This is a genomic window from Klebsiella sp. CN_Kp113 (assembly GCF_040064585.1).
Taxonomy (GTDB): Bacteria; Pseudomonadota; Gammaproteobacteria; order Enterobacterales; family Enterobacteriaceae; genus Klebsiella; species Klebsiella michiganensis.
In genome coordinates this window covers 1-19,454 of record NZ_JBEAID010000042.1, presented here as the reverse complement: position 1 = coordinate 19,454, position 19,454 = coordinate 1, and the positions used below count along the sequence as shown (strand labels likewise).

At 53.4% G+C, this 19,454-nt stretch carries 21 protein-coding genes and 1 pseudogene; 14 read left to right on the top strand and 8 right to left on the bottom strand.

Features of this window, described 5'->3' with window-relative positions; genetic code table 11:
* Nucleotides 1–252 precede the first annotated feature (252 nt).
* Nucleotides 253–1,500 (top strand): serine/threonine transporter SstT, encoded by a 1,248-nt coding sequence (gene sstT, locus ABLV30_RS24720; protein WP_004105963.1) that lies wholly within the window; start codon nucleotides 253–255, stop codon nucleotides 1,498–1,500.
* Nucleotides 1,501–1,518: 18 nt separating this feature from the next.
* Here sstT and ABLV30_RS24715 read toward each other — a convergent pair whose 3' ends face one another.
* The 3 genes from ABLV30_RS24715 to uxaC all read right to left on the bottom strand — a co-directional run bounded on the left by ABLV30_RS24715 (nucleotide 1,519) and on the right by uxaC (nucleotide 5,301).
* Nucleotides 1,519–2,073 carry a YgjV family protein gene (locus tag ABLV30_RS24715; protein ID WP_148849725.1) on the bottom strand — a complete coding sequence of 185 codons (555 nt, stop codon included), beginning with the start codon at nucleotides 2,071–2,073 and terminating at the stop codon, nucleotides 1,519–1,521.
* A 309-nt stretch (nucleotides 2,074–2,382) separates the two neighbouring features.
* Complete coding sequence (locus ABLV30_RS24710) at nucleotides 2,383–3,870, bottom strand: altronate dehydratase family protein (protein ID WP_014226935.1); 1,488 nt, start codon at nucleotides 3,868–3,870, stop codon at nucleotides 2,383–2,385.
* An 18-nt stretch (nucleotides 3,871–3,888) separates the two neighbouring features.
* On the bottom strand, nucleotides 3,889–5,301 hold the full coding sequence (gene uxaC / locus ABLV30_RS24705; protein WP_014226936.1) for a glucuronate isomerase: 1,413 nt from the start codon (nucleotides 5,299–5,301) through the stop codon (nucleotides 3,889–3,891).
* 481 nt (nucleotides 5,302–5,782) lie between these two features.
* Here uxaC and ABLV30_RS24700 point away from each other — a divergent pair, with 481 nt between their 5' ends.
* The 11 genes from ABLV30_RS24700 (at nucleotide 5,783) to ABLV30_RS24650 (ending at nucleotide 13,227) form a co-directional block, all read left to right on the top strand.
* Nucleotides 5,783–7,084 carry an MFS transporter gene (locus ABLV30_RS24700; protein ID WP_004854445.1) on the top strand — a complete coding sequence of 434 codons (1,302 nt, stop codon included), beginning with the start codon at nucleotides 5,783–5,785 and terminating at the stop codon, nucleotides 7,082–7,084.
* A gap of 127 nt (nucleotides 7,085–7,211) precedes the next feature.
* Complete coding sequence (gene exuR, locus ABLV30_RS24695; protein ID WP_004854448.1) at nucleotides 7,212–7,988, top strand: transcriptional regulator ExuR; 777 nt, start codon at nucleotides 7,212–7,214, stop codon at nucleotides 7,986–7,988.
* A 336-nt stretch (nucleotides 7,989–8,324) separates the two neighbouring features.
* Nucleotides 8,325–8,987, top strand: coding sequence for a DedA family general envelope maintenance protein YqjA (gene yqjA, locus ABLV30_RS24690; protein WP_004125499.1), 663 nt, complete (start codon nucleotides 8,325–8,327; stop codon nucleotides 8,985–8,987).
* Nucleotides 8,988–8,995: 8 nt separating this feature from the next.
* Nucleotides 8,996–9,373, top strand: coding sequence for an EnvZ/OmpR regulon moderator MzrA (gene mzrA / locus ABLV30_RS24685; RefSeq protein ID WP_161506366.1), 378 nt, complete (start codon nucleotides 8,996–8,998; stop codon nucleotides 9,371–9,373).
* A 149-nt stretch (nucleotides 9,374–9,522) separates the two neighbouring features.
* Nucleotides 9,523–9,891, top strand: coding sequence for a DUF1090 domain-containing protein (locus tag ABLV30_RS24680; protein WP_014226939.1), 369 nt, complete (start codon nucleotides 9,523–9,525; stop codon nucleotides 9,889–9,891).
* Nucleotides 9,892–9,936: 45 nt separating this feature from the next.
* Nucleotides 9,937–10,242 carry a YqjD family protein gene (locus tag ABLV30_RS24675; protein WP_004854453.1) on the top strand — a complete coding sequence of 102 codons (306 nt, stop codon included), beginning with the start codon at nucleotides 9,937–9,939 and terminating at the stop codon, nucleotides 10,240–10,242.
* A 2-nt stretch (nucleotides 10,243–10,244) separates the two neighbouring features.
* Nucleotides 10,245–10,643: a phage holin family protein gene (locus ABLV30_RS24670; RefSeq protein ID WP_004854455.1), complete on the top strand. Its 399-nt coding sequence runs from the start codon at nucleotides 10,245–10,247 to the stop codon at nucleotides 10,641–10,643.
* Nucleotides 10,640–10,939, top strand: a complete 300-nt coding sequence (locus ABLV30_RS24665) for a YqjK-like family protein (RefSeq protein ID WP_265801060.1) — start codon at nucleotides 10,640–10,642, stop codon at nucleotides 10,937–10,939. Before ABLV30_RS24670 ends, ABLV30_RS24665 begins: the two co-directional genes overlap by 4 nt.
* Nucleotides 10,940–11,283: 344 nt before the next feature.
* Nucleotides 11,284–11,676 (top strand): DoxX family protein, encoded by a 393-nt coding sequence (locus ABLV30_RS24660; protein WP_004125512.1) that lies wholly within the window; start codon nucleotides 11,284–11,286, stop codon nucleotides 11,674–11,676.
* 69 nt (nucleotides 11,677–11,745) lie between these two features.
* A complete protein-coding gene (locus ABLV30_RS24655; RefSeq protein WP_046878305.1) occupies nucleotides 11,746–12,732 on the top strand; it encodes a glutathione S-transferase family protein in 987 nt (328 codons plus the stop codon).
* Nucleotides 12,733–12,858: 126 nt separating this feature from the next.
* Nucleotides 12,859–13,227 carry a DUF805 domain-containing protein gene (locus ABLV30_RS24650; protein ID WP_004105984.1) on the top strand — a complete coding sequence of 123 codons (369 nt, stop codon included), beginning with the start codon at nucleotides 12,859–12,861 and terminating at the stop codon, nucleotides 13,225–13,227.
* 36 nt (nucleotides 13,228–13,263) lie between these two features.
* Here the strand turns inward: ABLV30_RS24650 and ABLV30_RS24645 are convergent, their stop codons facing one another.
* Nucleotides 13,264–14,160 carry a LysR family transcriptional regulator gene (locus tag ABLV30_RS24645; RefSeq protein WP_014226944.1) on the bottom strand — a complete coding sequence of 299 codons (897 nt, stop codon included), beginning with the start codon at nucleotides 14,158–14,160 and terminating at the stop codon, nucleotides 13,264–13,266.
* Nucleotides 14,161–14,264: 104 nt separating this feature from the next.
* Between ABLV30_RS24645 and ABLV30_RS24640 the strand changes: the two genes are divergently transcribed.
* Together ABLV30_RS24640 and ABLV30_RS24635 are read left to right on the top strand one after the other, a co-directional pair.
* A complete protein-coding gene (locus tag ABLV30_RS24640; protein ID WP_014226945.1) occupies nucleotides 14,265–14,966 on the top strand; it encodes a pirin family protein in 702 nt (233 codons plus the stop codon).
* A 24-nt stretch (nucleotides 14,967–14,990) separates the two neighbouring features.
* Entirely contained in the window at nucleotides 14,991–15,152 is a 162-nt protein-coding gene (locus ABLV30_RS24635) for a hypothetical protein (RefSeq protein ID WP_162934508.1), read from the top strand.
* Nucleotides 15,153–15,185: 33 nt separating this feature from the next.
* On the opposite strand, the gene ABLV30_RS24630 is transcribed toward ABLV30_RS24635, so the two are convergent.
* The 4 genes and pseudogenes from ABLV30_RS24630 to ABLV30_RS24615 all read right to left on the bottom strand — a co-directional run.
* Complete coding sequence (locus ABLV30_RS24630) at nucleotides 15,186–15,596, bottom strand: Spy/CpxP family protein refolding chaperone (protein ID WP_032751388.1); 411 nt, start codon at nucleotides 15,594–15,596, stop codon at nucleotides 15,186–15,188.
* 1,174 nt (nucleotides 15,597–16,770) lie between these two features.
* Complete coding sequence (locus tag ABLV30_RS24625; RefSeq protein WP_048260506.1) at nucleotides 16,771–17,928, bottom strand: PAAR domain-containing protein; 1,158 nt, start codon at nucleotides 17,926–17,928, stop codon at nucleotides 16,771–16,773.
* 18 nt (nucleotides 17,929–17,946) lie between these two features.
* Nucleotides 17,947–18,432: a PAAR domain-containing protein gene (locus tag ABLV30_RS24620; protein WP_265801059.1), complete on the bottom strand. Its 486-nt coding sequence runs from the start codon at nucleotides 18,430–18,432 to the stop codon at nucleotides 17,947–17,949.
* 199 nt (nucleotides 18,433–18,631) lie between these two features.
* Nucleotides 18,632–18,749 (bottom strand): annotated as a pseudogene (locus ABLV30_RS24615) (IS3 family transposase); the annotation flags it as partial.
* Nucleotides 18,750–19,454 lie beyond the last annotated feature (705 nt).

Here is a 19,454-nt window from a genome sequence, read left to right as displayed (position 1 = left end):
CGTAAACGGCCGGGTGAAGACCCGTTTCACCCGGTCGGCAACGTTTGCCGCGCATTATTCTTACTCATGTCACAAAATAGTTAATACATAGTTAAAAAATAAGATCTCAGCGCAATAAACAGCATTTTACCCTTCCCCAGAAGCGTTCTTTCCGTATACTCAACCAGGCAAACATCTATTTACATCCGGACATAAACGTTACAAATAATACGTAGCCGGGACGGACAGCGACATCACTGGAAGGAATGAATTATGGCAACCCCATCACCCCGATCGACCCTGCTACGGCGACTGGCTCAGGGCAGTCTGGTCAAACAAATTTTAATTGGTCTGGTACTCGGCGTGCTGCTGGCGACGGTCTCAAAACCGGCCGCCGTGGCGGTTGGACTGCTGGGTACGCTGTTCGTCGGCGCGCTGAAAGCGGTGGCGCCGGTGCTGGTACTGATGCTGGTCATGGCCTCTATCGCCAACCATCAGCAGGGGCAGAAAACCAGCATCCGCCCGATTCTGTTCCTCTATCTGCTGGGGACTTTTGCCGCCGCGTTAACCGCGGTGCTGTTCAGCTTCCTCTTTCCGTCAACGCTGCACCTGAACGCGGCGGCAGAGAGCATCACCCCACCGTCGGGTATCGTCGAAGTCCTGCGCGGGCTGCTGATGAGCATGGTTTCTAACCCCATTGACGCGCTGCTGAACGCCAACTATATCGGGATTCTGGTATGGGCCGTCGGTTTAGGATTCGCGCTGCGCCACGGCAATGAAACCACCAAAAATCTGATTAACGACATGTCCCACGCGGTTACCTTTATCGTTAAGGTGGTGATTCGCTTTGCGCCGCTGGGTATCTTCGGCCTGGTCGCTTCCACGCTGGCGACGACCGGTTTTGAAACCCTGTGGGGCTATGCCCAGCTGCTGCTGGTGCTGGTTGGCTGTATGCTGCTGGTGGCGCTGGTGATTAACCCGCTGCTGGTGTTCTGGAAAATCCGCCGCAACCCGTATCCGCTAGTGATGACCTGCCTGCGCGAAAGCGGCGTATACGCCTTCTTTACCCGCAGCTCCGCCGCCAACATTCCGGTGAATATGGCGCTGTGCGAAAAGCTGAATCTGGATCGCGATACCTATTCGGTCTCTATTCCGCTGGGCGCGACCATTAACATGGCCGGCGCGGCGATTACCATCACGGTTCTGACCCTGGCGGCCGTACACACGCTGAATGTTCCGGTCGATCTGCCGACCGCGCTGCTGCTGAGCGTGGTCGCCTCGCTGTGCGCCTGCGGCGCTTCCGGCGTGGCGGGCGGGTCGCTGCTGCTGATCCCGCTGGCCTGTAATATGTTTGGTATCCCGAACGATATCGCCATGCAGGTGGTCGCCGTGGGCTTCATCATCGGCGTTCTGCAGGACTCCTGCGAAACCGCGCTGAACTCCTCGACCGATGCGCTGTTCACCGCCGCCGCCTGTATCGCTGAAGACGAACAGCTGGCGAAAAACGCCCTGCGCAGTTAATCTCACCTCTCCCCTCCGCTAACGCGCGGAGGGGTTCTCTTTCTGCCCCGCCTTTTCCGCTTTAAACGGATCGATACCGCGCTTTTGCATCCGCCGGAATCGGATGATATTCAGACCGTTCATCAACAGGAAGCTGCCTTCAATCAGGGTGCCGCCGAGCGAGCCCAGCCAAAAGTTGTGGATCACCCAGCAGGCGGTCGAACACCACATGACGCAGCGGACGGTTAGACCCGAGCAGCGAAAGAGCGCCCAGGTACTGGCCAGGGTGCCAATAATCGGCAGCAGCTCCATGGCGTGCTGCAGCTTCGCCAGCCCCAGCACCAGGGTGAGCACGATAAACAGGGCCATCACCCACAGCCTGCGGGTGCGCATGGAGATCAGGGTGCGGACGGTATTCAGCTCGGCGCTCATTCCCGCCGGCCAGGCGCCCATCAAAAAGAAATGCACGCCAATAGTGGCGCTATAGACGGCCAGCTGTAGCTTAAAGCGACGCTCATCGCGGTTGAAAAAGGTCGTAATACCGATCAGAAAGGCGATAACGCCGACGCCCTGGGCAAGCCAGTATGCGGTCATGAAAAGTCCTTATATACCCGTCATACTTCAAGTTGCATGTGCGTTAGCTGCGTTCGTTCACCCCGGTCACTTACTTCAGTAAGCTCCCGGGGATTCGCTCACTTGCCGCGTTACTCGGCCTGCGGTCTCGCCCCTTCGGGGCCAGCGCCAGCGCTGTTCAAAGCACAAGTGCTTTGTCCTGCAACTCGAATTATTTAGGGTATAAGACAAAACGGCGCATCATACTCTGAAACGCCGCTTTTGAAACGACTCCCTTTATTACTCAACAAGGTTTCACGCCGCAGCTGTGGCGTGAAAGATAACGAGTAATTAAAGGGTGACGCCGCTTTTGAATATCGCCAGCTCACGGAAATCATTACGCTCATTGCAGGTCTGCTTACCGTTCGCAAAGGCCACAATGGTATCGACAAACTCCTCCAGCAGCTGCGGCATCGCTTTACCGTGAATCAGCTGACCGGCATCGAAGTCGATCCAGTGTTTTTTCTTCGCCGCCAGTTCGCTGTTGGTGGCAATTTTCACCGTTGGCACAAAACCGCCGTACGGCGTGCCGCGACCGGTGCTGAAGAGCACCATATGGCAGCCCGCGCCGGCCAGGGCGCTGGTCGCAACCGCATCGTTGCCCGGGGCGCTCAGCAGGTTCAGGCCGTGCACTTTTAGCCGCTCGCCATAGCGCAGGACGTCGACCACCTGGCTGGAGCCCGCTTTCTGCGTGCAGCCCAGCGACTTATCCTCCAGCGTCGTGATACCGCCCGCTTTGTTGCCCGGCGATGGATTCTCATAAATCGGCTGGTCATGAGCGATAAAGTACTGTTTGAAATCATTAACCATCGTCACCAGCTTGCCAAACGTCTCTTCATCGCGACAGTGGCTCATCAGCAGCTGCTCGGCACCGAACATTTCCGGCACTTCGGTCAGCACGGTGGTGCCGCCGTTGGCAATCAGATAATCCGAGAAGCGGCCCAGCATCGGGTTTGCGGTGATGCCGGACAAGCCGTCAGAGCCGCCGCACTCAAGACCAAACTTCAGTTCGCTCAGCTTACCCGGCTCGCGCTTGTCGTGGCGCATCACCTCATACAGCTGGCGCAGATGCTCCAGCCCGGCTTCCACTTCGTCATCCTGGTGCTGGCAGATCATAAAGTGGACGCGGTCAGGGTCGAACTCGCCCAGCGTTTCGCGGAAGGCATCAACCTGATTGTTTTCGCAGCCCAGGCCGACCACCAGTACCGCCCCGGCGTTCGGGTGGCGCACCATATTTTGCAGCATGGTACGGGTGTTGATGTGATCGTCACCGAGCTGTGAGCAGCCGTAGGTATGGCTGAAGAGATGAACGCCGTCGATACCTTCCGCGTCGTTGGTTTCCTTCAGAAAACGGTTCTGCATCTGGCGCGCCATGGCGTTGACGCAGCCGACGGTCGGCAGGATCCACAGCTCGTTGCGCACCCCGACTTCGCCGTTGGCGCGACGATAAATCTGGATGTCGCGATCCGCCGGCTGCGCGGCGGGTTCGATCAGATCCGGTTGATAGCTGTACGCGTCGAGATCGCTTAAGTTAGTACGCGTATTATGGGAGTGTATATGTTCCCCCGGCGCAATATCCGCCAGCGCATGCCCTATCGGCAGACCATACTTAATGACGTTGTCTCCCTTCGCAATGCCGCGCAGCGTAAACTTATGCCCGCGCGCAATATCCTGCGCCAACGTGACCGTATCGCCGTCAATGGTGACTACCGTGCCTGCCGCCATATCCGCCAACGCTACCGCGACGTTATCGTGCGAATGGATTTTAATGTATTGCATATCAACCGACCTCTGGTCTTAGTTCAGTTCAATGGCGAAGTAGTCACGCGCATTGTTAAAGCAAATGTTTTTCACCATCTCGCCCAGCAGCTGAATATCCGCCGGCGCTTCTCCCGCTTCAACCCAGCGGCCAATCATCTGGCACAGGATGCGGCGGAAGTATTCATGACGGGTGTAGGAGAGGAAGCTGCGGCTATCGGTCAGCATCCCGACAAAGCGGCTCAGCAGGCCAAGCTGCGCCAGCTGGGTCATCTGACGTTCCATACCGTCTTTCTGATCGTTGAACCACCAGCCGGAACCGAACTGCATCTTGCCCGGCATGCCTTCGCCCTGGAAGTTGCCGATCATGGTACCCAGCACTTCGTTGTCGCGCGGGTTCAGGCAGTAGAGGATCGTTTTCGGCAGCAGGTTTTCTTCGTTCTGTTTGCTGAGCAGTTTGGACAGCTCTTCCGCCATCGGGCGGTCGTTAATGGAGTCAAACCCTACATCCGGCCCTAACAGTTTGAACTGGCGCAGGTTGTTGTTGCGCAGCGCGCCGATGTGGTACTGCTGCACCCAGCCGCGACGGGCGTATTCCGCGCCGAGGAAGACCAGAACCGCCGTTTTGAACTGCGCGACTTCATGCTCGCTGAGGGCTTCACCCGCCAGACGACGCGCCAGGATGCTATCCAGTTCGCTTTCGTTGGCTTCGGCGAACAGCACCACGTCGAGCGCGTGGTCAGACACTTTACAACCGTGAGCGGCGAAGTGATCCAGACGTTTGGTCAGCGCGGACTGGAGGTCGGCAAAGCGGCGAATGTCGGTGTCAGACACTTCACCCAGCTTCGCCATGTAGTCGTTGAAGGTGGCCTGTTCGATGTTGAAGGCTTTGTCCGGGCGCCAGCTCGGCAGTACTTTCACGGAGAATGAACTGTCTTTAGCGACGGAGGCGTGATGCTCCAGCGAATCGACCGGATCGTCGGTGGTGCCGACCATTTTCACGTTCATCTGCTGCATGATGCCGCGAGCGGAAAAGCTATCCTGCGCCAGCAGATCGTTGCACTGATTCCAGATTTCATCCGCCGTCGCCGGAGAGAGAACCTTACCTGTAATACCAAAAGGACGGCGCAGCTCAAGATGCGTCCAGTGGTATAACGGGTTACCGATGGTATGCGGTACGGTGGCCGCCCAGGCGTCAAATTTCTCGCGATCGGAAGCATCGCCGGTGCACAAACGCTCGGCTACGCCGTTAGTACGCATCGCGCGCCATTTATAGTGATCGCCTTTCAGCCAGATGTCATACAGATTTTTGAAACGATAATTCTCCGCGATCTGCTGCGGCGGCAGGTGGCAGTGATAGTCAAAAATCGGCTGGTCTTTCGCGTAATCGTGGTACAGGCGGCGGGAAAACTCGGTATCAAGCAGAAAATCTTCGGTCATAAACGGTGTCATTTTCGTGTCCTCTTCGCCCCCTGGGGAGCCCATCAGATGATTGACTATAATGCTGACAAAGTTATCACACCAATTTCCACAGGCCGAAGTATTTTTCGTGAGTTAGATCAATAAACGATGACAAAAAAAGTACCATCAAAGGAGTAAACGCCCCGCCAGAGCGCGCCAGCTCTGGCCTTTTTCGCATGAACGAATGCCCACACAAACTTTCCCACTTTTGTGACGTCACTCAACTTTTGAAGTTGTATGACAAGTTATCTTGCTGCCGTCGAAACATATAAACCGACGGAATGCATTACCGACGAACTATCACGTCGGATTTACCGGTATGGACACCGAATTAGACACAACAGTTAATGGCAAGGTTCGGGCCATACGAGGTTTCCTCTCCTGAACCCTCCGTTTCACCTTCTTCGCCTCAGTTACAGGGCTGGAAGATAGCCGCACCCGCTGCGGATATATAACAAACGATGAGGTTTACATGCGTAAAATTAAAGGGTTACGTTGGTACATGATCGCACTGGTGACGTTAGGTACCGTGCTGGGGTACCTGACGCGTAACACTGTGGCGGCAGCTGCGCCGACTCTGATGGAAGAGTTACACATCTCCACCCAACAGTATTCCTATATCATCGCGGCCTATTCCGCTGCCTATACCGTTATGCAACCCGTTGCCGGCTACGTGCTGGATGTTTTAGGCACTAAAATCGGCTATGCCTTCTTTGCTATCGCATGGGCAGTGTTCTGCGGCTCTACGGCGCTGGCGGGAAGCTGGGGCGGTCTGGCGCTGGCGCGCGGCGCGGTGGGTGCCGCCGAAGCGGCAATGATCCCTGCGGGCCTGAAAGCCAGCTCCGAATGGTTCCCGGCAAAAGAGCGCTCTATCGCCGTTGGCTACTTCAACGTCGGCTCCTCGATCGGCGCCATGATTGCCCCACCGCTGGTGGTTTGGGCCATCGTGATGCACAGCTGGCAGATGGCGTTTATTATCTCCGGCGTTCTGAGCTTTGCCTGGGCGATGGCGTGGCTGATTTTCTACAAACACCCGCGCGATCAGAAAAAATTAACTGAAGAAGAACGCGACTACATTATCGGCGGCCAGGAATCTCAGCATCAGACCAACAACGGCAAGAAAATGTCGCCGTGGCAGATTCTGCGCAACCGTCAGTTCTGGGGTATCGCCCTGCCGCGTTTCCTTGCCGAGCCGGCGTGGGGGACCTTCAACGCCTGGATCCCGCTGTTCATGTTTAAAGTCTACGGCTTTAACCTGAAAGAGATCGCGATGTTTGCGTGGATGCCGATGCTGTTTGCCGATCTTGGCTGTATCGTTGGGGGCTATCTGCCGCCGCTGTTCCAGCGCTGGTTTGGCGTAAACCTCATCGTTTCGCGCAAAATGGTCGTCACCCTGGGCGCGGTGCTGATGATTGGCCCTGGGATGATCGGTCTGTTCACCAGCCCATTTGTCGCTATCGCCCTGCTGTGCGTCGGCGGCTTTGCTCACCAGGCGCTGTCCGGTGCGTTAATTACCCTCTCTTCCGACGTGTTTGGGCGTAACGAAGTAGCGACGGCGAACGGCATGACCGGTATGGCCGCCTGGCTGGCGAGCACGATGTTTGCCCTGGTGGTTGGCGCGCTGGCGGACACTATCGGCTTTAGCCCGCTGTTCGCCGTGCTGGCGGTTTTCGATGTGCTGGGCGCCGTGGTTATCTGGACCGTGCTGAAAAATAAATCGGCGGATGACGACACGACACCGCTGGAAACGAGTAAACCCGCCACGCAAAGCTAGAGGCACGCGAGTTATCCCCTCCGAAAGCCGCCTTGATTAAGGCGGCTTTTTCGTCTCTTCTTATGGTGAGAAGCGCGTAAAAGTGGTATAACAAATCCAATATTGTCGCCATCTCCCGGGAGCGAATATGGAAATCACTGAATCGCGTCGTCTGTATCAGCAGCTTGCTGCTGAGCTTAAAACGCGCATTGAACAAGGTGTCTACCTTGTGGGCGATAAGCTACCCGCAGAGCGGTTTATCGCTGATGAAAAAAGCGTAAGTCGTACCGTGGTTCGCGAAGCCATCATTATGCTGGAAGTTGAAGGCTACGTTGAGGTCCGCAAAGGCTCCGGCATCCACGTCATCTCTAATCATCCAAAACATCAGCAAATTGCCGACGAATCGCTGGAATTTGCCAATTATGGTCCTTTTGAGCTGTTGCAGGCCCGTCAGCTGATAGAAAGCAATATTGCCGAATTCGCGGCGACTCAGGTGACCAAGCAGGACATCATGAAGCTGATGGAAATCCAGGAAAAAGCGCGTAAAGAGAAGTGCTTCCGCGATTCCGAATGGGATCTTCAGTTCCATGTCCAGGTCGCGCTGGCGACGCAAAATACGGCGTTAGCCGCTATCGTCGAAAAAATGTGGACCCAGCGCGTGCATAACCCGTACTGGAAAAAACTGCACGACCATATCGACTCACGTACCGTCGATAACTGGTGCGACGATCATGACCAAATTCTTAAAGCGCTGATTCGCAAAGATCCACATGCGGCTAAGCTGGCGATGTGGCAGCATCTGGAAAATACCAAGCTGATGTTGTTCAACGAAACCAGCGACGACTTTGAATTCAATGCCGATCGCTACCTGTTTGCCGATAATCCCGTGGTTCATCTCGATACGGCCGCCAACGGCGTAAAATAGACGTTCTCCTTCTGCAGGGCAGCGATTCCTCCGCTGCCCGTAAAGCCTCAGGGTAAGCAAAGCATATATAGTGTCAGCCTGTGTAAATACACTCGCCACCCTCCTTCGCAATCAGCAAAATCAGAATGCAACAAACTGCAATTTCTATGACGTAAAGTCAGCGGGTTTGTTACAATTAGATGCATTTTGTCGTTCTGAGAGTTAGCTTTGGCTTACTTCACTTTTAAACAGGGAACCGTTCAGAGCGCAGTAGCGACCATAATCTAATAAAAAGCTATGTCGCCGTGCATATACCGCGTTCAGACGTGCCGTTAACCGATGTACCAGGAATCGTGAATGGAACTATTAACCCAATTATTGAACGCCTTGTGGGCTCAGGATTACGAAACTCTCGCTAATCCCTCCATGATTGGCATGCTGTACTTTGTCTTATTTATGATTTTGTTCCTTGAGAACGGTTTGCTGCCCGCCGCCTTTTTGCCCGGCGATAGCCTGCTTGTGCTGGTCGGCGTCCTGATAGCCAAAGGCGCGATGGGCTTTCCGGAAACGCTGCTGCTGCTCACCGCGGCGGCAAGTCTCGGCTGCTGGCTGAGCTATATTCAGGGCCGATGGCTTGGCAATACGCGAATCGTACAAAACTGGCTATCGCACCTCCCTTCGCACTATCATCAGCGCGCGCATCACCTGTTCCATAAGCACGGGCTTTCCGCACTGCTGATTGGCCGCTTTATCGCTTTCGTTCGTACGCTGCTGCCGACCATCGCCGGGCTATCAGGCCTGAGCAGCGCACGCTTCCAGTTTTTTAACTGGATGAGCGGGCTGCTGTGGGTTCTGATCCTGACCTCGCTGGGATACCTGCTGGGGAAAACGCCGGTATTCCTGAAGTATGAAGATCAGCTGATGTCCTGCCTGATGCTGCTGCCCGTCGCGCTGCTGGTGTTTGGCCTGATAGGTTCGCTGATTGTCCTGTGGAAGAAAAAATACAGAAGCCGGGGCTAACAATGGAGATGACACGCTCCTCTCTGCGTCAGATAAGCTGGGTGCTGGGCGGTTCGCTACTCCTGTGCGGCCTGTTCTGGCTCTGGCTCACCGTGCAACAGCAGGAATCCACGCTGGCTATTCGTCCCGTTAGTCAGGGTATCAGCATGCCGGACGGTTTTTCCGTCTGGCACCATCTCGACGCTAACGGTATCCGTTTTAAAAGCATTACGCCGCAGAATGACGGTTTGCTTATCAAGTTTGACTCCAGCGCTCAGGGCGCTGCGGCAAAAGAAGTTTTGGGCCGCGCTCTACCGCATGGTTATATTATCGCTTTAGTGGAAGACGATGATTCGCCTACCGCCTGGATTTCGCGCCTGCGCGATACGCCGCACAGATTCGGGTAATCCACGAAAATTCCGAATATATTCACCCTGTTTGGTGATTTCCCGGTTTACTTACTATCATTAAGTTTGCGGGCGTCACCAGACTCACGTTACTCAACTGGATAGGGGATATCCTGAGATATTCCCCCACACAATGGAAGGTCGTATCCATGAAACACCGCATCGCTTTGATCCTGGTTCTGTCATCACTGAGCGCCAGCGCCTTTGCCATCTCCCCTTGCCAGGAAAAAGAGCAGGATATCCAGCGGGAGATCAGCTACGCAGAAAAGCATCATAATCAGCACCGTATTGACGGTCTGAAAAAGGCGCTGAGCGAAGTAAAAGCACACTGCAGCGACAGCCAGCTCAAAGCCGATCACCAGAAAAAAATCGCCAAACAGCAGGAAGAAATTACCGAACGTCGGAACGACCTGCGCGAAGCCGAACAGAAAGGCGATGCTGACAAAATCAGCAAGCGTCAACGTAAACTTGATGAAGCGCAGCAGGAACTGAAAGAGCTGCAGTCTCGCGAGTACTAATCGATTAAGCAAGACCAATATGGACCACTTTAACAGGAGATAAACATGGCTAAAGATAACGTTGCAGAAGACCTGCGTGCGGAACTGAAGACGCTGGCTGATACCCTGGAAGAAGTGCTGAACTCCTCCACGGATAAGTCGAAAGAAGAGATTGGTAAGCTGCGCAGTAAAGCCGAAAGCGCGCTGAAGGAAAGCCGTGTTCGCCTGGGTGAAACCAGCGATGCTCTCCTGAAGCAAACGCGAGAAACCGCTGCGCGTGCAGATGAATACGTCCGTGAAAACCCCTGGACCGGCGTGGGAATTGGTGCTGCCGTCGGGCTGGTACTGGGTGTCCTGCTGACGCGTCGTTAATTATGGCGAACTCTAAAAGCACGCAAGGGCCCGGGCAAAGCGTTTTCGGCATCGGACAGCGAATAGTCACTTTGCTGGTCGAGATGGTGGAAACGCGCCTGCGCCTGGTCGTCGTGGAGCTGGAAGAGGAGAAAGCCAATCTCTTCCAGCTGTTCCTGATGCTCGGGCTGACGCTGCTGTTTGCCGCGTTCGGGCTGATGAGCATGCTGGTGCTCATCATCTGGGCCGTCGATGCGCAGTATCGGCTCAACGTGATGATCGCCACCACCGCTATCCTGCTGCTGGCAGCGCTCATTGGTGGTATCTGGACCTTACGCAAAGCCCGACGTTCAACGTTCCTGCGCTTCACGCGTCAGGAGCTGGCTAATGACCGCGCATTGCTGGAGGACGATAAGCCATGAGCCGCGAACGGCAGGAACGCGAACGACAAAAAGCGCTTTTGCTGCGCCTGATCCAACAGCAGCGGCTGGACCTTAGCGCCAGCCACCGCCGCTGGATTGAAGCGACCGCGCCCATTGATCGCGGCTGGAACACCTTCCTCAATCTGCGTTCATGGGCAATGGTCGGCAGCGGCATCGTGGCAATATGGTCCGTTCGCCATCCGCGCTTTTTGATGCGCTGGGCAAAGCGCAGCCTCGGTATCTGGAGCACCTGGCGGATGGCACGCAATCTGCTGCGTCAGTCCACCTCGCGCTAAGGCTAATGACCGGGTCCGGCGCCAGCCGCCGCCCGGCATCCCTCTCGCCCCACTGTCCCCGTCAGGTTTGCCCCTCTTCTTGCTCACCAGCAGAACGCTTTCGCCTTTCAGCGTCTGCCATCATTTTGCGCAGCACCGCCTGTACGACCCGTTACATCCCCTCTTACATTCATGTCCTTTATCAATAATTACTCAGAAACTTTGAAAAAGATCTACAGTTTTCCTTGCTAACAATCACATCTCATCCTCGCTAATATCCTCTCCATCGACAGCAAGCCCGCGTAACTACGCAGGATTGCACCAAAAAACAAAATCGCCGCCCTTTGGGTTTTCTGGAGTAAGAAATGAAAAAATTAGAAGATGTTGGTGTACTGGTAGCGCGCATTCTGATGCCCATTCTGTTTATCACCGCAGGTTGGGGAAAAATCACCGGTTATGCGGGTACTCAACAATATATGGAAGCCATGGGCGTCCCTGGGTTTATGCTGCCGCTGGTTATCCTGCTTGAATTCGGCGGCGGTCTGGCGATTCTGTTCGGTTTCCTGACCCGCACCACCGCGCTGTTCACCGCAGGCTTCACCGTGCTGACCGCGTTTCTGTTCCACAGCAACTTTGCTGAGGGCGTGAACTCGCTGATGTTCATGAAAAACCTGAGCATCGCAGGCGGCTTCCTGCTGCTGGCTATCACCGGTCCAGGCGCCTTTAGTATTGACCGCGTCCTGAATAAAAAGTGGTAAGCGCACTATACTAGTAAATAAAAAAGCGAGGGGACTTCTCCTCGCTTTTGCTATCTGAAGGAGGAAATAATGGGACAATTAGTTGACGGCGTCTGGCACGATACCTGGTATGACACCAAATCCACCGGAGGGCGATTTAAGCGTTCTGTGTCCGCCTTTCGCAACTGGCTAACCGCCGACGGCGCGCCGGGCCCAAGCGGCGAAGCCGGGTTCGCTGCGGAAAAAGACCGTTACCATCTGTACGTTTCTCTGGCCTGCCCATGGGCGCATCGCACCCTGATCCTGCGCAGCCTGAAAGGACTGGAGCCGTTTATCTCCGTCTCCGTGGTCAACCCCCTGATGTTCGAGAACGGCTGGACTTTCGACGATAGCTTCCCGGCAGCGACGGGCGATACCCTCTACCAGCACGAATTTCTTTATCAGCTTTATCTGCATGCCGATCCCCACTATAGCGGGCGCGTCACGGTGCCGGTATTGTGGGACAAAAAGCAGCAAACCATCGTCAGCAATGAGTCGGCGGAAATCATCCGCATGTTGAATACCGCGTTTGACGGACTGGGTGCCCGCGCTGGAGATTACTACCCGCCTGAGCTGCGCGCGCAAATTGATGAGCTGAACGGCTGGATCTATGACAACGTCAACAACGGGGTCTATAAAGCCGGATTCGCCACCAGCCAGCAGGCCTATGACGAAGCGGTCGATGCGGTATTTACGTCTCTGGAGCGTCTGGAACAAATCCTTGGCCAACACCGCTTCCTGACCGGTAACCAGCTGACGGAGGCCGATATTCGTCTGTGGACCACCCTGGTTCGTTTCGACCCGGTGTATGTGACCCACTTTAAATGCGACAAACGCCGCATCAGCGATTATCTCAATCTTTATGGCTTCCTGCGCGATATCTACCAGATGCCGGGCATCGCGGAAACGGTGGATTTTGCCCATATTCGCAACCATTACTACCGTAGCCATAAGACGATCAACCCAACCGGGATTATCTCCGTCGGCCCGCAGCAGGATCTTAACGAACCGCACGGCCGCGATCTTCGCTTCCGCTAATCCGTTGGGCGCCATTTACCGCGCCCAATAATTCACAAAACAAATATTTACCAGCATTTCATTCACGTCTATTCTTATTTCGATCGCTTTAAAAACAAGTGATTGACGGTTAATCGAGGCGTAAAAATGGACTGGTATCTTAAAGTATTAAAAAACTACATTGGATTTGGCGGCCGCGCCCGGCGCAAAGAGTACTGGATGTTTATTCTGGTCAACATCATCCTGACCGGCGTACTCAGCATTATTGATAAAATGCTCGGATGGCAGCGCGCCGGAGGGGAAGGCATTCTGACGACCATCTATGGCGTGCTGATATTCTTACCGTGGTGGGCGGTGCAGTTTCGTCGATTGCACGACACCGACCGCTCGGCATGGTGGCTGTTATTACTGCTGATCCCCGTGATCGGCTGGCTGGTGATCCTGGTCTTCAATTGCCAGAACGGCACTCCAGGCAATAACCGCTTCGGGCCGGACCCGAAACCGACCTCTTACTGACCATGCGCCCCTCGTCAAAAAGGGGCGCATTTTGTTTTATCTTGCCATAAATAGCTTCGGGATTTCCCGCAGACACCATGATTTTGCCTCACCCATGCTGTCCCGGCGCCAGGCCATAATAATGTCGATCTCGTTGCTGTACTCCGGGCTGACCACCCGCAGGCGCCCTTCGGCAATATCCCGCTCAACCAGCGGATAGGGCATCGTGGCGACGCCCAACCCTGCCAGCAGCGCCTGGCGTTTATCTTCGATCGAGCTCACGGTTAATCGCGGCTGTTTATCAAGCAGCTGCACCGTCAGCACCGGACGTTCGCGGGCGGTGTCCGCCACCGCCACGCCGCGATACTTCACGCGCGTGACTTCAGAAAGCGGCTCAGGCTCGAGGTGAATGGGATGGTCGGGGGCGGCAACGTAGACGCTCATAACCGAATAGAGCTTACGGGAGTTAATTTCCGAGGAGGAACGAAAATGCATATCCGGCGCAACGACAATATCCGCCCGCCCCTGCTCAAGGCGCTCCCATGCCCCGGCCAGCACTTCGGTAATAATCGACAGCTGGGTGTTCGATTTGGTCGCGAGCTTTTCAATTAGCGGAAACAGGTCGGTGGTGGGTACCAGCGCCTCGGTGACGATGGTCAGGTGCGTTTCCCAGCCGCGCGATAGCGCTTCGGCATCGGTTGTCAGCTTATCCGCCGCTTCCAGCAGAACGCGCCCGCGCTCGAGCAGCATTCGGCCTACGTTGGTGAATTTTGTTCGATGACCTGAACGGTCAAACAGAACGACATCCAGCTCTTCTTCCAGCTTTTGCATGGTATAGCTGAGCGCTGAAGGCACCCGACCAAGCTCATCAGCCGCCGCCGCAAAGCTTCCGCGCCGGTCAATCGCATCCATAACGCGTAACGCTTCCAGCGTTAATGCTCTCTCTTTAGCCATCGTTCTCTCATTCAGGAAATTTGAACATACCGGGCAGAATATCTGGCTAACAATACAGCGTCCATACCTTTACCATTGATTTAGTGTAAAGAGAGGTCAAGAAGATGATTACAACCCGAACAGCCAAACAGTGCGGTCAAGCCGACTTCGGCTGGCTGCAGGCCCGCTACACCTTTTCCTTTGGCCACTACTTCGACCCGAAATTGCTAGGTTACGCGTCGCTGCGCGTGCTCAACCAGGAAGTCCTGGCGCCCGGCGCGTCGTTCCAGCCGCGTACCTATCCGAAAGTCGACATTCTGAACCTGATACTGGAAGGTGAAGCGGAATACCGCGACAGCGATGGCAACCATATCCAGGCTAAAGCTGGCGAAGCGCTGCTGATATCCACCCAGCCCGGCGTGAGCTACAGCGAGCACAACCTGAGCAAAGAGAGCTCGCTGACGCGAATCCAGCTGTGGCTGGACGCCTGCCCGCAGCATGAAAACCCGCTGGTGCAAAAAATCGCTATCGCCGAGGGAGCGCAGCAGCTGCTGGCTTCGCCGGACGGCAGCCAGAACAGTCTCCAGCTGCGCCAGCAGGTATGGATCCACCATATCAATCTGGCGAAAGGCGAGCAGCTTAACGTGCAGCTCCACGGCCCGCGCGCCTACCTGCAGTCGATTCACGGCACGGTACATGCGCGAGTGCAGGAAGAAGAGAAACAGGCTTTGACCTGCGGTGATGGCGCGTTTATTCGTGACGAAGCTAACATTACCCTCGTTGCCGATACGCCGCTGCGCGCTTTGCTGATAGATTTACCTGTGTAACAACGGCAGTAAGGGAGTGTGTCAGTGGGCAAGAAGAAAACAAAAAAAGCGGTGCTGGCAGCATCGCAGCCGCAGCCAGAAACCATAACAACGGTTAGCTTTGGTTATGAAGAGATGTTGAGCGAACTGGAGGCGATCGTCGCAGAAGCGGAGATACGGCTCCAGGAAGAAGAAAGCGTCGCCTGACGTCAATATCGGCCCCGGCCGGGGCCGATAGATTTACTCACTCAGCGCCTGAGCTAAATCTTTTTGGACCTGCTTACGCTGTTCTGGCGTCAGGACCTGATTCACATCAAAATAGTACTTCACGCGATAATAGCGGACCTGCTGTTCGACTTTACTAAACGCCGCCAGCTGATCTTTGACCGCTTTTTCATTCCATTTTCCGGAATCAATCACATCAAATAATACGCCGTCTTTAATATCTTTCTGGGAGATCTGCTGAACGTTTTTTTCCAGCTGCTGGTGCAGGCTTTTAATTTTCGTTACCTGATCCTGGGTCAGTTTTAAGTGTTGGACAATCGGATCCTGCGCCGGGACTGGCGCAGCGTTAACATCCGCAGCCTGTGCCGCCATTGAGAAGCCCGTAGCGAGGACGGTTGTCACTGCAATGCGAGTCATTAATTTCATTTTTTGTTTTATCCTGATTAATTATCACCGATGTGGCTGGCTATTATTTTTCATAAGCCGATGACGAAATGTAAAAAATAGTTCGCATAAATGTAGTTAAATCAGGAAATACATAACAAACATGAATACTACAATTGAAGTCATTTATTTTAAATATATTAATTAAGCAAGAAGGACGCATAACCGTATGAGTCATAATGCGGTTGATGGCAAATCTGTTTCCCCCATTGTGCCGCTTTCTTGTCAGGTGGCGGCTGACGCCTTTCCTGATCGACTACACCCGCGCCGTTGCTACAACCCAAAGCAAAAGCCCCGCTATTGCTGGCAGGGGTTGTCTAATAAGTTGAAACGGACCGCTCAGCCGGCTTCGTTCAACCATACGTCAGGTATCTGCGGCGCTGGGGATTGTGTCGCAGACCGTATCTCACTTTGTATGGCAGGGTAAAGCCCGCCAGGTACGTGTCTTTCACACCCAACCGTGTTTTATCGCCAGCATCAAAATCCCTGCAATTACAAAAAATACTATACTAACCAGACCAAGAAGTGCCTCTACATAAAATGGCCTGATAATCCGTTTCGGTAATCCCCGGATGAAATCTTTATCATCATTTTTGGTCAGTATTGAGCTTTTATTCCACAATAGCGGCATAAATATAAACTGCGTTTTTATGCCGTATGCGCCCTTGAAGTAAAGTGAGTTAACGTTCTCGAACAATAATACGGCATCGGGAAGGCTGCCGAACTTCTCTTTGTATAGCTGGCAGATCTCCTTAAATCTCTTTCTGTTCAGAAGTGAGACAATGACACTGGCTCGGGGGCACTCCAGTGCGTTGTCTTACCACCAACGCGTATTAGGCTTGTATTGTCTAAAAACAGGGAAAAGGGGAAAGGCTGGATCTCTCCAGCCTTTGACGGTCATCTCACTTTCTTGAAGATAAGCAAGACTAAAACAAGACAAATGGCGCTACCGACAAATGCAGTGATTAAGAGGCTATCCACTGAACGCGCTAAGTCATCTATGATCGCTTCACATAAACGGGCTTCCATCTGACCTGTTGAAGGGGGGCCGTTGTATTTCCGGGTTAGTCCAAAATCAAGCACAGGTATCATCAAGGCGATAGAGTAAATTGCGAATACTAAAGCAATGCCTCCCCATCGAAGGATAGCCTTTGCTCTATTCGTCAATGTCATACGAACCACCTAAAACGCCGCCAATCGTGCCACCAGAATAGCCCGAAGATGATCCAACCGTTGACGCACTGTTAGTAAGCCCTTCCTCCACTCGTCCTGTGAGGCTTTCAGAGTTAGGCTTGAATTGTTCGATGTTCGGATACTGTTCTCTGAATGAGCTGGTGACTTCCATAACGTTCATTGAAGACAGATCGCCGCTCTTTTCCGTCAGGTAACGCTGTAAAGATACAGGGATAGTGAAATCTTCTTCATTGTCGATACGAAGCTGCGTTGTTGTCGATGTGTAACTGGTGTCAAAGATTTTAGTCCCTGCTTCTCTGATCACTTGTACCGTGTGAGTTGTGCAGTTGCTGCCGGTTAAATCGTAAACGTCTATCACCTTTCCGCGCCGCTTAGTACGGTCTCCCATCGCCTCCGTGAAAACGGGTGTTTTACCGGAGTTCCATAGAGATTCAAAAATTCTGCGGGTTTCCTCCGTAGTAACATCGTCGATCTGAAAAACTCTCGCTTGGTATTTGTACAGTTCTTCACGATAGTAAAGGCGTGCATCATCGCCAGTCAGGAAGTTAAGAATCCCATCACCTGTTAATGTGGCCGGGCCTTTCCGACCAAAGCGCCCGTATGTGTAAACATAGATCGAATTATTCTCGTGTACAGAAACATAAGCATGTCCTGCGTCGGTGGTTTCAGTCCAGATGTAAACGCCGTTCAGAAGTTGGTTATCTTCTGGCTTGCAGGTGTCAGCAAAACTGTTTTGCTTCTTCGCTACTTGGGCATGCTGATCTGGTTCTTGTACTGAATCAGGTGTGGCTTTCGCTGCCGCTGGTGTGGATGTTGCCCGCACTGGAGCCTGATAAGGGCCGTGTCGCATAAAAGTATGGGTGGCGATGAAAAATGACTTACACGGACAGGTAGAGCGGCTGTAGAGCGTACTGGCGGCTAACTGACCATGAATATACTCTCCAGGATATCCACCTGCCACGCTGTAAATACCTGGGTGTTTACCGCAGGATACCTGGCAGCCCACTGTTGCCTGTCTGTTTAGATTCGGGCCAATCTGCTTCCCTTTCGGGTGTCCGGTCAGTACCGATCCCCCGCATGTTGTTTTATCGCCTTTCACAACCCAAAAGCCTGTAGCCATTTTCTGGACTCCTTTTTTTTAGAGCGCCGATGGAGCGAGAAAATCGGCTGGCATTGCTGGGCTGTTGTCTAACTGGCAGAGGAGGGCATAATCTTGTGGGGTGCTAACAATCACATCACCGTTATCAAGCTGGCTTCCTACGAGAGCATAAGAAACGCCGTTGCCGTTGGTATTGACTGACCCCGATCCGTTGATGATTTTCGCGCGTGTTCCGTCAGGATAAACAACGTCATCCCCAACCATTGCCCGAGTAACCTCGCTCCCATCCTCAAGAATAAAAGTGTCGTTGGCGCTGGCTTTCTCAATCTTTCCACCGTTTCGGGTGAGCGCTCCAGTCGTAGCAAAACGCCAAATTGCCATTAAAGAACGATCTTTCATTTCTTCAATATGGGATTTGAAAATCTGGCGTTGCTCTTCGTCTGCGTTTGCCAGTTGCTCTGCGCTGAATGGATGATTGAATGATGCGAGTACTGATGGCGTGAGTTCGTTGGTGTATTGCTTCATAAATCCCTCTACTTACTGTGAATTTATCTTGTCCAACACTCATTGTACAAATAACAACCACAAGCAGAAAGTTGTTTCCCCCTTAAAGTGAAACTATGTTTTAAAAAAATTCATATAATGAATACCTCCTGTTTTTTCATTCGCTTTGTGAAGTATCAAAGCTTTTGCTGTGCCTGCCCGTTCGCCGTGTTTGTCTGTTCCGGGTTACGTTGCCGGATATACCGAAGGAAGGAGTGACTGTCAGACACTCCTTCGTGAAATCATCGACCTCGTCTACGTTTAACACCCAGGCCGCTGAGATGATAAAGGCGGTAAATAATCATCAATGTCTTTTTGTTCTAATTTCTTCATTTTCTGCACTATGTCCAAAAGTTGGGCTGGCTCCATCCTGGACGCTTTTATAAAAGAAATGATCATAAAGAGTGGGAAGATATAAATCTTGCTCTACTCGCTGAATCGCAGCCCAGAGACACACGAAAAAAACGCCTGACGGGAGTCTGAAATAAAGGCAATAGCGGTTGTCGCACTTGAGGGTATTAGGGATGGAACAGCCGTTGGTATGCCTCGTCTGTATCACAGTTTGCGTCGCATTTTCACCTTTAAAGGTCTGAGACATGCCAACGTATTGCTTTAGAAGTAGTTGAAGCTGACCGTTAAGCCGCTTTCTTTTGGGGTATAGCGTCGTGGACAGGCATTCATCTGTCCTGTGTTTCAACCTGCCGTATGAAGCAAAAACCCCCGCCATCGCTGGCAGGGGTTTTCTGAAAAGTTGAAGCTGACCGTTAAGCCGCTTTCTTTTGGGGTATAGCGTCGTGAACAGTCATTCATCTGTCCTGTATTTCAACCTGCCGTATGAAGCAAAAACCCCCGCCATCGCTGGCAGGGGTTTTCTGAAAAGTTGAAGCTGACCGTTAAGCCGCTTTCTTTTGGGGTATAGCGTCGTGAACAGTCATTCATCTGTCCTGTATTTCAACCTGCCGTATGAAGCAAAAACCCCCGCCATCGCTGGCAGGGGTTTTCTG